The sequence below is a fragment of the Mycobacterium sp. 134 genome (genome assembly GCF_048282715.1).
Taxonomy (GTDB): Bacteria; Actinomycetota; Actinomycetes; order Mycobacteriales; family Mycobacteriaceae; genus Mycobacterium; species Mycobacterium septicum.
Map to the genome: position 1 here is coordinate 1784623 of NZ_JBLVUN010000008.1, position 13739 is coordinate 1798361.

A 13739-nucleotide genomic window follows, 5' to 3' on the forward strand; every position below is an offset into this window, starting at 1 on the left:
ATGAGTGCGCCGCGGAAGCTCATCGGGTTCGTCGTCGGACTCGTCGTGGTCTTCGCCGTGTCCTTCGGGATCGGTTCTGCGGTCACGATGAGCAGCGTCCCGGCCGAAGGTCATGACGCCGGCCATGTCGCGGACCATGGGTCCGCGTACACGCTCCAACTCGAAGAGGCGGCTCTGCCGTCCGGCGCCGCGGTGCCGCTGCGGTTCCGCATCGCCGACGGTACCGGCGCCCCGGTCACCGAGTACGTCGAGAGCCACGAGAAGCTGCTGCATCTGATCGTGGTGCGCCGCGATCTCGCCGACTACCAGCATGTGCATCCGGTGCTCGACGATTCGGGCACGTGGAGCGTCCCGTTGAATCTGACCGAGCCCGGGGACTACCGGGTGTTCGCCGACTTCGTGCCCGCCGACGGCCGCGCGGTCACGCTCGGCGCGGACATGACCGTTGCCGGCAGGTATGCGCCGCAGCCTCTACCCGCGCCATCCGGCACCGCCACGGTCGACGGCTACACCGTGACTCTGGCCGGGGTGGCCAGGGCCGGCGCACCCTCGGAGTTGACGCTCTCGGTCAGCCGCGACGGTAAGCCGGTCACCGATCTGCAGCCGTACCTGGGCGCCTACGGACACCTGGTCGCGTTACGCGCGTCGGATCTCGGCTACCTGCACGTCCATCCGATGAGCGATGCGGCCGACCCGGCCACTGCGCCCGGTCCGCAGATCGCGTTCCACACCACGCTTCCCAGTGCCGGTGAGTACCGGCTGTTCCTGGACTTCAAGCACCGCGATGCGGTGCACACCGCCGAATTCACCGTTGAGGGGGCACCGTGAGCACCGCCACCGGACACGTCGTACTCGAGATCGGCGGGATGACGTGTGCCTCGTGTGCCGGACGCATCGAGCGGAAGCTCAACAACCTGGACGGCGTCACGGCGACAGTGAACTTCGCAACCGAGAAGGCCACCGTCGACGTAGCGGGTGAGGTGACGCCCGAACAGCTGATCGAGGTCGTCGAAACCGCGGGCTACACAGCACAACTGCCCGCCACCGAACCGGGCGAGAGTCATGCCGAGGACGATCCGACCGCCGCGTTGCGCACCCGGCTGATCGTGTCGGCAGTGCTGACCATTCCCGTTGTGGCCATGGCGATGGTCCCTGCGCTGCAGTTCACCAACTGGCAGTGGCTCTCGCTGACCCTGGCCGCGCCGGTCGTGGTGTGGGGCGCGCTGCCGTTCCACCGGGCCGCGTGGACCAACCTGCGGCACGGCACCGCCACCATGGACACGCTCATCTCGATGGGCACCATCGCTGCGTTCGGCTGGTCGCTGTACGCGCTGTTCTGGGGTACCGCCGGGATGCCGGGTATGACGCATCCGTTCTCGCTGTCCATCTCGCAATCCGACGGCACCGGCAACATCTACCTGGAAGTCGCGGCGGGCGTCACCACCTTCATCCTGGCCGGCAGGTATTTCGAGGCACGGTCCAAGCGGCGTGCCGGGGCGGCGCTGCGCGCGTTGCTCGAGCTCGGCGCCAAAGACGTCGCGGTGCTGCGAAACGGTGTGGAACAACGCATTCCCATCGAGTCGCTCTCCGTCGACGACGAGTTCGTGGTCCGGCCCGGAGAGAAGATCGCCACCGACGGTGAGGTGGTCGACGGTTCGTCCGCGGTGGATGCCTCGATGCTCACCGGCGAATCGGTGCCGGTCGAAGTCGCCCCGGGGGACCAGGTCGTCGGCGCGACGGTCAACGTCGGCGGCCGGGTCGTGGTGCGGGCCAAGCGAATCGGATCCGACACCCAGCTGGCCCAGATGGCCCGGTTGGTCGAGGACGCACAATCGGGCAAGGCGCAGGCACAGCGCCTGGCCGACAAGGTCTCCGCGGTGTTCGTGCCGATCGTCATCGCGCTCGCGGTGGGCACCCTGGGATTCTGGCTGGGTACCGGCGGCCCAGTGGCCGCGGCCTTCACCGCCGCGGTGGCGGTGTTGATCATCGCCTGCCCGTGTGCGCTGGGCCTGGCCACCCCGACGGCGCTGCTGGTCGGCACGGGCCGCGGTGCCCAGCTCGGCATCCTGATCAAGGGGCCCGAGGTGCTGGAGTCCACCCGTCGCGTGGACACCGTGGTGCTGGACAAGACCGGGACGGTGACCACCGGGGCGATGACGCTGCTAGACGTGATCGCCGCTGCCGGAGAGGATCCCGCCGAGGTGCTGCGGTTGGCCGGAGCGGTCGAGGACGGCTCCGAGCACCCGATCGCGCGGGCCGTCGCCAAGGGCGCGCGAGACAAGGTCGGGGAGCTGCCTCCGGTGGAGGATTTCGCGAATGCGGCGGGACTCGGGGTGCAGGGCGTCGTCGACGGCCATGCCCTCGTGGTCGGCCGGCGCCAGTTGCTGGCCGACTGGTCACAGAGTCTGCCCCCGGAGCTGGATACCGCGATGCGCGAGGCCCAGGCCCTGGGCCGCACGGCGATTGCCGTGGGCTGGGACGGGCAGGCGCGGGCGGTGCTGGTGGTCGCGGACGCGGTCAAGCCCACCTCGAAGGAGGCGATCGAGCAGCTGCGCGCACTCGGTCTGGATCCGATCATGCTGACCGGCGACAACGAGGCGGCGGCGCAGGCGATCGCCGAACAGGTTGGTATCCAAGAGGTTTACGCCGAGGTGCTGCCGCAGGACAAGGTCGATGTGGTCAAACGCCTGCAGGACGAGGGCCGGGTGGTGGCCATGGTCGGCGATGGCGTCAACGACGCCGCGGCGCTGGCCCAGGCGGATCTCGGCCTCGCCATGGGTACCGGCACCGACGTGGCGATCGAGGCCAGTGACCTGACCCTGGTCCGCGGTGATCTGCGGGCGGCCGCCGATGCCATCCGGTTGTCCCGGCGCACGCTGGCCACGATCAAGGGCAACCTGTTCTGGGCGTTCGCCTACAACGTCGCCGCGTTGCCGCTGGCCGCTGCCGGACTGCTCAACCCCATGTTGGCCGGCGCCGCCATGGCGTTCTCCTCGGTGTTCGTGGTCAGTAACAGCCTGCGGCTGAGACGATTCCGATGATCGCAGATCAATCACAGGCTGGATTCGATTCACGCACAACCAGAATCGTGGGCATCGCGCCGCTACAGTTGGAAATATCGTGATATCGCGCAGCTCTCGCATGCACTCACTGTCACGGCTGGCAGCCATGATGGCGATTGTCTTGTGGGCTGGGGTACTCACCGGGCAATGGCAGGCGACGAGCCACGAGCATCCGACGCATCTGCCGCACGCGGTCTCGGCGGCGATCGGCGAGGGTGCCGATCTGATGATGCTGGATCACCCGCACGTCAGTGATGGCTCACCTTCTCACATGCCGGACGGCTTCAACGCCGCCGTTCTGCCCAGGTCCTCCGTCACCCCTGTAGCGCTGTCGGTTGTGGCGCTCGTCCTCGGCTGTGCGGTGGTGTGCGCGTGTGCCGCGGTACGCACGCAGCGGGGTCCACCCGACCGGCACGGTGTCCTACTCGCCGGACAGGAACTTCTGGTCCGGATCTGTATCGCGCGCCGCTGATCTCACAGCGTTCCAACGCTGTCCAGGTCAGTTGCCGCGCTCAGTCGCGGCCGGATACAGAAACGACGAATCCATGAACCATGCCCTGTCCACCCGTTCATTCCACGTTCTGCGCCGCAACCGTGGTCCCAACACCATGGTCGGCCACACTCCCACGCTGTGGGTGTCCACTCCGTTCGCCGATGCCGGGCGCGGATTCTGGGCGAAACTGGAAGGTTTCAACCCCGGCGGCATGAAGGACCGGCCCGCCATGCACATGGTCGAGCAGGCCCGCGCCCGCGGCGACCTGAAACCCGGTGGCCGCATCATCGAATCGACCAGTGGCACATTGGGTCTGGGGCTCGCATTCGCGGGAACGATCTACCACCACCCGGTGACCCTGGTGACCGATCCGGGTCTGGAACCCATCATCGAGCGCATGTTGACCGCCTACGGTGCCCAGGTGTCTACGGTGACCGAACCGCATCCCACCGGGGGGTGGCAGCAGGCCCGGCGGGACCGGGTGGCCGAACTGCTCGCGGCTGACGAGAACGCCTGGTACCCGGACCAGTACAACAACCCCGACAACGTCGAGGCCTACCGGCCGCTGGCGCTGGAACTCAATGCCCAGATCGGCCATGTCGACGTGCTGGTCTGCTCGGTCGGCACCGGCGGGCATTCGGCCGGGGTGGCGCGGGTGCTGCGTGAGTTCAACCCGAACCTGCGCCTGATCGGGGTCGACACCATCGGCTCGACGATCTTCGGTCAACCCGCCGCGACCCGCGTCATGCGGGGCCTCGGCTCGAGCATCTATCCCCGCAACGTGGATTACGCCGCGTTCGACGAGGTGCACTGGGTCGCGCCGGCCGACGCGGTGTGGGCCGCCCGGACGCTGGCGTCGACGTACTACGCGAGCGGGGGATGGAGCGTCGGCGCGGTCGGTCTGGTGGCGGGCTGGGCAGCACGAAACCATCCGGCCGGCACCACGATCGCCGCGGTGTTCCCCGACGGACCGCAGCGCTACTTCGACACGGTGTACAACGACGACTACTGCCGCGACCTCGGTCTGCTCGATCACCAACCGGCCGATGAGCCGGAGACGATCGCCAACGCAGGCGACCGCGTGGTGCAGACCTGGACCCGTTGCGAGACGGTCGCCGACCCGACGGCGCCGGCCCGATGAGCGGACTCATCACGCAGTTCCGCAGCTTCGACCTGCCGAGCCGGTTGTTGATGGTCAACCAGTTCGGCATCAATCTCGGCTTCTACATGCTGATGCCGTACCTGGCAGGCTATCTGGCCGGGCCGCTGGGTCTGGCGGCGTGGGCAGTGGGCCTGGTGCTGGGCGTGCGCAACTTCTCCCAGCAGGGCATGTTCATCGTCGGCGGCACGCTGGCCGACCGGCTGGGCTACAAGCCGCTGATCGTCGCCGGGTGTCTGTTGCGCACCGCCGGGTTCGGCCTGCTGGTCGTCGCGGATTCCCTGCCGGCGATGCTGATTGCCTCGGCGGCAACAGGTTTCGCAGGAGCATTGTTCAATCCCGCGGTGCGGGCCTATCTGGCCGCCGACGCCGGTGACCGCCGGGTCGAGGCCTTCGCGACGTTCAACGTGTTCTACCAGGCTGGGATCCTGTTGGGCCCGCTGGCGGGAATGGCGTTGCTGGCCTTCGATTTCCGGGTGACCGCGGCCGCAGCGGCCGGAGTGTTCGCGGTGCTGACGGTGGCCCAGCTGCTCGCCCTGCCGCGACAGCGCGCCCAACCCGTCGAACAGCGGAGTTCGGTACTCGACGACTGGCGCAGCGTCGTCGCCAACCGCGGGTTCCTGTTGTTCGCGGTGGCGATGATCGGCTCCTACGTGCTGTCCTTCCAGGTCTACCTGGCGTTGCCACTACAGGCCGCGGCGCTGCGGCCGGGGAACGAAACCGTATTGGTGGCAGCTGTGTTCGTGGTCTCCGGCCTGGTCGCGGTGGGCGGCCAGCTGCGCATCACCCGATGGTTCTCCAGCCGCTGGGGTCCGCGCCGCAGCCTGGTGGTCGGCTTGTTGGTGCTGGCGGCGGCCTTCGTTCCGATGGCCGTGGTACCGGACGGGGGCCGGTTCGGTACCGGCGCCGCGGTGGCCGCACTGCTCGGCTCGTCCGCGCTGCTGGCCCTGGGCTCGGCCGCGGTGTTCCCGTTCGAGATGGACACCGTCGTGGCATTGTCGGGCGATCGGCTGGTGGCCACCCACTACGGGTTCTACAACACCGTCGTCGGCGTGGGGATCCTGCTCGGTAATGTGGCGACCGGCTCGCTGATCGGCGCGGCGCGCGCCGCGGACCTGGCCGAATTGGTGTGGCTGGGCCTCACGGGAATCGGGCTGGTGTCCGCGGCGGCGCTCTACGCGCTGACCCGGGATGGCGGGAAGCTGGCGCCGGACGCGGCGCTCACTGCATCGGAACGGTGACCCCCTCCGAGGGCTGCACGATCACAAAGCCATTGCCGTGGAACGCGACCTGAAGGGCCTCGCCGGAGCCCCGGCCGATCAGGGCACTCGCCTTGAAGCTGGTCTTGAGCTGGGTCTGCAGGTGCGCCGACCAGGCCACGACGGCATTGGTGTCGGCGAAGGTCGGGGCCTCGGAGGCGTTCAGCACCACGGGCGGGCCATCGGTGGTCAGCGCCACCCATCCGGTGCCACGCAGGGTGGTGTTGAACAGGCCGCCGGTGGCGATGCTGCCGCCGCGGACCCGTTCGATGTTCCAGTCCAGGCTCGACGAGAAGGCCAGCACGTTCTTGCCGCTGATGGACAGACCCGAGTTGGACAGCTGCAGCAGGTGGACGTCGAAACCCTGATCGGCCAGGAACACATCGCCCTGCCCCTGGCAGCGCATCAGCGGTAGGCCTTCACCGGTGAGGGCCTTCTTGATGAACTTCGATGCGCCGCCGCCCTCGAAGGCGAAGTCGACGTTGCCCTGGTACGCGACCATCGAACCCTGCCGGGCCATGAAGGGCTCGCCGAGGCGGACCCGCAGCATCTTCTTGTTCTGGTTGGCGATCGGCGTCGCCTCTTTCTCGCTGAACCGCCCGTCGACCAGATCCCCGCTGATGCCGTTGAACCCGTCACCGGTGGGCTGGGCCTGAACCTGCGGCTGCTGCTGAGCCTGCTGTGGCTGCTGTGGGGAAGCGCTGAGCGGTGCCCTGCCGGCCTGGCCCTGATGAGAGATCTGATCGGTCCAGGATTGTCCGTCCCACCAGCGGTATTCGTAGCGGCCTTCAGGATCGGGCAGCCAGCCGGGTTGCCAGTTTCCGTTCACAGTCAATCCTCGAATCGTCAGGTGGGGGAGAAATCGACACCAGGCTACAAGTCGTGGTTTCCGCCAAGTACTGTAACGATTACGGTAGCTCCGCCCAGGGCATCCGCGAGAGGTTCGGTGGTCGATGAAAGCCGTTGTCGCGCAGCGTGGGTCGGTGAGTGTCGAGAGCATCTCCGACCCTGTTCCGGGGCCCGGCCAGGTACTGGTCGCCCCGCTGGCCTGCGGGATCTGCGGTTCGGACCTGCATCTGGTCGAGTCGCAGGCGGCGATGCCGGATCTGGTGCCGGCCATCGTGCTCGGGCACGAGTTCGTCGGCGAACTGCTCGACTATGGTCCGGGCACTGACCGCTCGATCCCGATCGGAACACCGGTCACCTCCGTTCCCTACCTGGACACCGGCGACGGACCGCAGTTGGTGGGGCTCTCCCCGGCGGTGACGGGCGGGCTGGCTGAACGCCTTGTTCTGCAAGAGAAGCGGTTGCTGCCGGTATCGGGGGACATCCCCCTGCGCTATGCGGCGGTTGCGGAGCCGTTGGCGGTGGGCGTGCACGCCGTGGCCGCGGCGGACCTGCAGCCCGGTGATGCCGTTCTCGTCGTCGGCTGCGGCCCGGTGGGCCTGTCGGTCATCGCGTGCCTCAAGGCCGCCGGGGTGGGGCCCGTCGTCGCGGCGGACTTCTCCCCAGGTCGCCGGGCCCTGGCCGAAGAGATCGGTGCCGACGTGGTCATCGATCCGGCCGTGAGCAGTCCCTACCGGAGCTGGACCGAGCTGGCCGGCGCCCCGGTGCCCATGTCGCCGTTGATGGACACGCCGAAGCGGGCCAACACTGTGCTTTTCGAATGTGTCGGTGTACCAGGAATTCTCGCGACCGTGATGGACTCGGTGCCCCCGCACACCCGGATCGTGGTGGTCGGGGTGTGCCAGCAACCGGACACCATCACCCCGGTGGTCGGCATCACCAAGGAACTCTCGATCCGTTTCGTGTTCGCCTACCGCCCCGACGAGTTCGCCAGGGCGTTGGACTGGATCGTCACCGGCACGGTGGATGTCGCGCCGTTCGTCACGGCGACCTTGCCGCTGGAGGCGGCCACCGAGGCCTTCGATGAACTCCGGCAGCCCGACAGACACTGCAAGATTCTGCTGCTGCCATCCTGACCGGCGGTCAGCTGGCATCCTGGTGCCATGGCAAAGGAAATCGACCCGATCCGCGCCCAGGGTGCGCTCGCGGTCTTGAAGCAGCACCCCGGCATGGTGCTGTTCGCGGTGTCGCCGGCGATCATCTTGCTGGGTGCCGTGTGGTGGATCGCCGGCCCGGGCTGGGCGGGTCTGCTGCTGGTTGCCCTGGTGCTGGCCGGCGGCGCTGCGCTGCTGCTCAAGCGCAACTGATCACTCAGCGGCGAAAATGACGTTCGCCGGTGGTGAACGCCGTCCCATCAGCGATGTAACGGTGTAATCATGTAATCATGAATAAACATCAGCACCATCGCCGGTCTGCCGATGAGGCCGCCGAATGGTTCGCGGGCCGACTGCCCGATACCTGGTTCACCGGCGACCCGACCGTGATCGTCGACCGTGAAGAGATCACCGTCATCGGCAGGCTCCCCGAGGTCACGGACAATCCAGAAGGCGAGACCGCTGCCCGCGCGTCCGGGCGGGCCGCCCGGTTCCGCGAGGAGACTCGTGGCGAGCGCATGCGTATCGCCGACGAGGCGCAGGGCCGCTTCGACCGCAAGGTGTCCTGGGGTGTGGAGATCAGCACCGGCGCCGATGTCGAGCGAATCCTGTTCACCCACATCGCCGTACCGGTGATGACCCGGCTCAAGCAGCCCGAACGGCAGGTGCTCGACACTCTGGTCGACGCGGGCGTGGCGCGGTCGCGCTCGGACGCGCTGGCCTGGTCGGTGCGCCTGGTGGGTGAGCACACCGAGGAGTGGCTGGACAAGTTGCGTGACGCGATGAAGGCGGTCGACGATCTGCGTGCCGAAGGCCCAGGCGCCTAGACCCGTTCGATCCCGACGTACACCGAGCCCAGCGTCGAGGTCTGCGAGAGCGGATCGATCGCTGTGCGGTCGGCCAGAAGGTTGCGGTTGACCCCGTAGGAATCCGGCGCTCCGCCGTGGCGCGGGTCGAATATCCTTGAGCCCCAGCCATGGTCGAGCACCACGACTCCGCGGCGGGGCCGGTCGCTGAGTGCGGCCGTCACCTCCAACCGCCCGACCGGCGAGAACACCCGGACCCGGTCGCCGGCCGCGATACCCAGCGTTGCGGCGTCATCGGGGTGAACCAGCACCTCGTTGCCCTTGCCTGCCGGATGCAGGCCCGGCAATTCGTTGAGCCACGAGTTCATCGAGTGCCGTCGGCGCCGGTTGCCCAGCAGGAACGGGAAGCCCTCGGGCGCCCCGGGATCCGGTGCGGCGAGCAGTTCACGGGCCCGGGCCACGAACTCCGCGGGCGCGGCATTGACCTTGTGGTCCGGGGTCCGCAACGCCTCCCGGAACCGGCCGAACTGTCTGGGGCCGAGCACCAGTCCGTGCGGGTGCGCCTTGAGCTCGCGCCAGGTGAGCTTGTGCCCGTCGAACTTCCGTGACGTGAGGATGATCAGGCGGTCCATCCATTGCGGCCCGAACGCCAGCCCGCGCCGCCCGGTCCGCGCCGCCAGCCGGCGGGTGGCGCGGACGAAACCGTTGAACCCCTTGGCGCCGAACAGTGGACGGCGCATCGCCAGCGCCAGATCGGTGAATACCTGCCACTCCTCGCGGGCGCCGTCCGGTGGTTCGACGGCCTTCACGCCGTACTGCACGTACGGCTCGTCGTGCATGCCGCTGGTGAAGGCCAGCAGATCGTCGCGTTCCAGCCAATGCACCGCGGGCAACAGCCAGTGCGCATGCCGGTGGCTCTCGCGCTGCACCAGATCGATGGCCACCAGCAGGTCGAGCTGGGCCAGGGCCTCGTCGAGCCTGGCCCCGTCGGGTCCGGAGACCACCGGGTTACCTGAGTTGATCAGCAAGGCCCGGATCTGGCCGCGGCCCGGCGTGGTGATTTCGTCGGGAAGTTCGGCCAGAGCGTGCGCACCGGCCACCAGGTCCCGCCCGGCAAGCCGGCTCGAGTGCGGGCGGGTAGCCGCCAGCCCGGCCAGTCGCAAGGTGTCGACGTATCCGGGCTCGAAGCGGCGCCCGCCCGGGCGGTCCATGCGCCCGGTGACCAGGTTGAGCACGTGGCCCAGCCATTCGGCCACCGTGCCGGCGGCATGGAGCGACACCCCGGTCCGCGTGATGGCCATCGCTCCTGGTGCCGAGGCGAAATCGCGGGCCACCTGCTCGATCACGTCGCGGGCGATGTCGCAACGCGCGGCCAGGTCGTCGAGGTCGGCCCCGGCGGTCAGGGCGCGCAGATCGGCCACCCCGGTGGCCAGCTCGGCGCAATCGCCGCGGTGCTCGCGTCCCTCGTCGAGGATCACCTTGACCATCGCCAGCAGCAGCGCCCAGTCCTGACCTGGGCGCACCGCGAGATGCAGATCGGCGGCCTGGGCGCTCTCGGTGCGGATCGGGTCAACCACGACGATGCGGGCACCCTGCTTCTGGCGGGCCAGCGCGCGACGCCAGCCGCCCGGCACTGATTCGACCCAATTCCAGGCGCTCACAGCGGGATTGGCTCCGACGATCAGAAAGTAGTCGCAGTTGTCGACATCGGACACGGGCACCATCAGCGGCGATCCGTACATGGCCTCGGCCACCACGTGCAGGGCGTTCTGGTCCACCGATCCGACCGCGTACCGGTTGTGTGTGCCGATGGCGTCCAGCCAGGCGTTCATGAACACCAGGTTCGACGACGAGTACCCGGCCGGATTGCCGTAGTAGGCCGCCACCGCGTCGGGGCCCCCGGTCTCGATGATCCGGTTCATCCGCTGCGCGATATCGCTGATCGCCTCGTCCCATGTCGCCTCGACATAGCTGTCACCGACCCGCCGCATCGGCGCCACGATGCGGCGCGAATGGTCCACCACCTGGCCGGCGGTGCGGCCCTTTGCACAGAAATCGCCCCAGGTGTGCGGGTTGAGCTTGTCGGCAGCGATCTTGACCACCCGGTTGTCCTCGACCGTCACCTCCAGACCGCAGGACGCCAGGCAGTACCGGCAGAACGTGTGCACGGTACTGGTCGTCATTACATCGACACTACAATTTGTAACGGGTTTCGGGTACTGAATCCGGACGTGCGATCCCGGTGAGCCCTGAGCTGCCCACTGCGGCGCCATGATTCGCCGATTGGGGCATCCGGCGCGATCGCGGTCTGATATATATCCTCGCAGCGCTGTGACAGCCGTTGTCCTGCGTTTTCACAGCGATACAGGGGATGGCAGTGGCTGGCGTGCGCGGATCGAAGGCTTCGGCGAGTGGCAACAACCCCCGGGGGCGACGTCGCACCCGGAGTCGTCGGCAGCTCGGGATTGGTTCGTGGTTGGGTGCCGGTGCGATCACGTTGGGCGTTGGCGCAGCGCTCGCGAGCGGTTCGGGGATCGCGCATGCCGACGACACCGGTTCCGGCACTTCCTCCTCGCCCCGGAGCAGCAGGGCCCACGATTCGTCATCCGGTGCGAGGTCGACCAGCGCCACCGGCTCGGTTGACGGCGTGAAATCGACACCCAAGCCCAAGAGCCGTCGCACGTCAAGCGCGATCAGGGTGTCTCCCACCGACGGTGACGTGGTCTCTGTGACGCACAAGTCCAAGGGGCCACGCCCGGCGATGGCCGGCCGTGTGGCGCGTCTCCGTCCGGCCGGCATCAAGCAGAGCAAGGTCGACCCGGGTGAGGTCGTGGTGAACAGTGGCGCTGCCGAAGGAGAGACGGTGCGGCTGCTGGCCTCAACCACCCCGGCAAGCCCGGTCGCCGTGCCTCAACTGGCCGAGCTGGCGTGGGCGGCGGTCCGCCGTTTCGAGGACACTCGGTTGCTTGCTGTCCCAACGGCATCCACCGTGCGGACGGCGGCAAGCAGCCAGACCGTTGCTGCCGAACCTGTGGCGGCGACGGCCACGCAGAGCACGCCACCTTCGGTGCTTCAGATGCTGCAGCATGCATTCTCCAACAAGGCCCCGACCGCCAGTCCGGCGCAGACGCCCGGACAATCCCCCATGGGAGTGGTTACCGGCAATCTCTGGGCCGGCGACTCCGACGGCGATCAGGTGACCTACACCGTCACCGCGCAGCCCGCGCACGGCAGCGTGACGGTAAATCCCGATGGCAGCTACGTCTATACCCCGGACACAGATTTCGCGAACAGCGGCGGAATGGATCACTTCACCGTTGCCGTTGACAGCGGAGCGGCCTACCGGAATGCCGGTGTCGCCGGCGCGATTTTCGGGCTCTTCCATACCCTGGCCCAAGCCGTCGGCCTGAGCGGCTCTGACACCACAACCGTCACCGTCCCGGTCAGCGTCACCGCGACAAACCGGCCCCCCGGAGGCGTCCCCACACCCGGCAGTCCGAAGAGTGCGGCGGTCGTCGGCCATGACGGCACCGTCTACCAAACCAGCGCGGGGCGAACTTCATCCGGCGAATACGTCACCTACGTGACCGTCGTAAAGCCCGACGGCACGACTACCCACTACTCACAGCCCGGTACGAGCTACGACGGCGTGGTGGTCGGGCCCAACGGCGACATCTACCAAACGAGCTTCACCGACAACTACGGCAGCGACTTCACCTACTACACCACGACCATGCGAGTGATCCACGCCGACGGAACCACTACCGACTACACCCAATCCGGCGTCGGCGAACATGGCCCAGTCGTCGGAACCGACGGAACGATCTATCAGACCATCGCGAACGGCAGTAGCCCCGCCGACCGCACGACCACGGTCCTGGTCGTGCGTCCTGATGGGACAAGCACCACGCACACCCAAGCCGGCGGAATCAGCGGCCGCGTCGTCATCGGCTCTGACGGCACCGCATACCAAACCAGCTACCGGGAACTCGCCGACCACAGCTTCACCACCGTTGTCGTCGCCTTGCGTCCTGACGGGACCACCACCGAATACACGCTGAACGGCGCGCCCCTCGACGGGGTGATTCTCGGACCGAGCAACACGGTCTACCTGAACACCACGGTCAGGAACTCCAGCACCATGACCTCGGACGCCGTGTTGGTCGAGTTGCATTCCGACGGCACCACAACGGCCCGCCCGGGCCCCGCCGACCAGATCGGCGGCGCGATCGTCGCCGCCGACGGCACGATCTATCGATCCGGATCTTCGGCCACCGGAACAGTCGTGAGCGTGCTGCATCCGGACGGCACCACCACCACGACGACATTGACCGGCCAGCCGTTGACCCAGGTAGTCGTAGCCCCCAACGGCGACGCCTACCAGGCCACCACGACCACGATCACTGTGCTGCACGCCGATGGCACCACCACCTCCTACGCCCAACCCGGCCGGCCGTTTTCGAACTTGGAGGTCGGGCCGGACGGAGCCGTCTACGCGACCAGCTACAACATGAGCGACAGCACCACCACTCTGCGAGCGTTCCACCCCGACGGCACCACCACCGATTACACCCAGCCAGGCCAGCCAGTCGGCGGCTCCGGCCTGTTCGCGATTGCATCCGACGGCACCATCTACCTAACCACCGGAGGAGGCACCTACCAGAACCAAACCACGCTGGTGCGCGCCTACCATCCCGACGGGACATTCACCGATCACGCCCAGGCAGGCCAGTCCGGTCGCGGTGCCGTCATCGGCCCCGACGGCGCGGCCTACCAAGTCAGCATCAAGACGGAAAGCACCGTCGTCTCGGTTCTGCAGCCTGACGGCAGCAGCGCGACGTACGAGTTGCCCGGCACGCCCTCCGGCACCGTCGTGATCGCAGGCGACGGCACTCCTTATCTGACAACCACCAGCGGACTGTGGAACCTCCGCGCTGCCGGCTCGGAAATCGCAACCTGA

At 67.8% G+C, this 13739-nt stretch carries 11 protein-coding genes; 9 read left to right on the forward strand and 2 right to left on the reverse strand.

Annotation, left to right across the window (positions count from 1 at the left end; translation table 11 throughout):
* The 5 genes from ACNQVK_RS13360 (at nt 1) to ACNQVK_RS13380 (ending at nt 5955) form a co-directional block, all read left to right on the forward strand.
* On the forward strand, nt 1–828 hold the full coding sequence (locus tag ACNQVK_RS13360) for a hypothetical protein (RefSeq protein WP_418029891.1): 828 nt from the start codon (nt 1–3) through the stop codon (nt 826–828).
* On the forward strand, nt 825–3041 hold the full coding sequence (locus ACNQVK_RS13365; RefSeq protein WP_418029892.1) for a heavy metal translocating P-type ATPase: 2217 nt from the start codon (nt 825–827) through the stop codon (nt 3039–3041). Before ACNQVK_RS13360 ends, ACNQVK_RS13365 begins: the two co-directional genes overlap by 4 nt.
* A gap of 100 nt (nt 3042–3141) precedes the next feature.
* Complete coding sequence (locus ACNQVK_RS13370; protein ID WP_418029893.1) at nt 3142–3534, forward strand: hypothetical protein; 393 nt, start codon at nt 3142–3144, stop codon at nt 3532–3534.
* Nucleotides 3535–3607: 73 nt separating this feature from the next.
* Nucleotides 3608–4696, forward strand: a complete 1089-nt coding sequence (locus tag ACNQVK_RS13375; protein ID WP_418029894.1) for a PLP-dependent cysteine synthase family protein — start codon at nt 3608–3610, stop codon at nt 4694–4696.
* Entirely contained in the window at nt 4693–5955 is a 1263-nt protein-coding gene (locus ACNQVK_RS13380) for an MFS transporter (RefSeq protein WP_418029895.1), read from the forward strand. The genes ACNQVK_RS13375 and ACNQVK_RS13380 overlap by 4 nt, the downstream gene beginning before the upstream one ends.
* On the opposite strand, the gene ACNQVK_RS13385 is transcribed toward ACNQVK_RS13380, so the two are convergent.
* Nucleotides 5936–6802 carry an AIM24 family protein gene (locus tag ACNQVK_RS13385; protein WP_418029896.1) on the reverse strand — a complete coding sequence of 289 codons (867 nt, stop codon included), beginning with the start codon at nt 6800–6802 and terminating at the stop codon, nt 5936–5938. The two genes, ACNQVK_RS13380 and ACNQVK_RS13385, sit on opposite strands and share 20 nt — an antisense overlap.
* A 154-nt stretch (nt 6803–6956) precedes the next feature.
* Here ACNQVK_RS13385 and ACNQVK_RS13390 point away from each other — a divergent pair, with 154 nt between their 5' ends.
* From ACNQVK_RS13390 to ACNQVK_RS13400, 3 genes are all read left to right on the forward strand, one after another.
* Nucleotides 6957–7955, forward strand: a complete 999-nt coding sequence (locus ACNQVK_RS13390) for a zinc-binding dehydrogenase (protein ID WP_418029897.1) — start codon at nt 6957–6959, stop codon at nt 7953–7955.
* Between the two features lie 27 nt (nt 7956–7982).
* On the forward strand, nt 7983–8186 hold the full coding sequence (locus ACNQVK_RS13395; protein ID WP_090428445.1) for a hypothetical protein: 204 nt from the start codon (nt 7983–7985) through the stop codon (nt 8184–8186).
* A gap of 77 nt (nt 8187–8263) precedes the next feature.
* On the forward strand, nt 8264–8800 hold the full coding sequence (locus ACNQVK_RS13400; RefSeq protein ID WP_418029898.1) for a hypothetical protein: 537 nt from the start codon (nt 8264–8266) through the stop codon (nt 8798–8800).
* Here ACNQVK_RS13400 and ACNQVK_RS13405 read toward each other — a convergent pair.
* Nucleotides 8797–10962 (reverse strand): molybdopterin-containing oxidoreductase family protein, encoded by a 2166-nt coding sequence (locus ACNQVK_RS13405; protein ID WP_418029899.1) that lies wholly within the window; start codon nt 10960–10962, stop codon nt 8797–8799. The two genes, ACNQVK_RS13400 and ACNQVK_RS13405, sit on opposite strands and share 4 nt — an antisense overlap.
* Before the next feature lie 464 nt (nt 10963–11426).
* Between ACNQVK_RS13405 and ACNQVK_RS13410 the strand changes: the two genes are divergently transcribed.
* Nucleotides 11427–13739 (forward strand): Ig-like domain-containing protein, encoded by a 2313-nt coding sequence (locus ACNQVK_RS13410; protein WP_418029900.1) that lies wholly within the window; start codon nt 11427–11429, stop codon nt 13737–13739.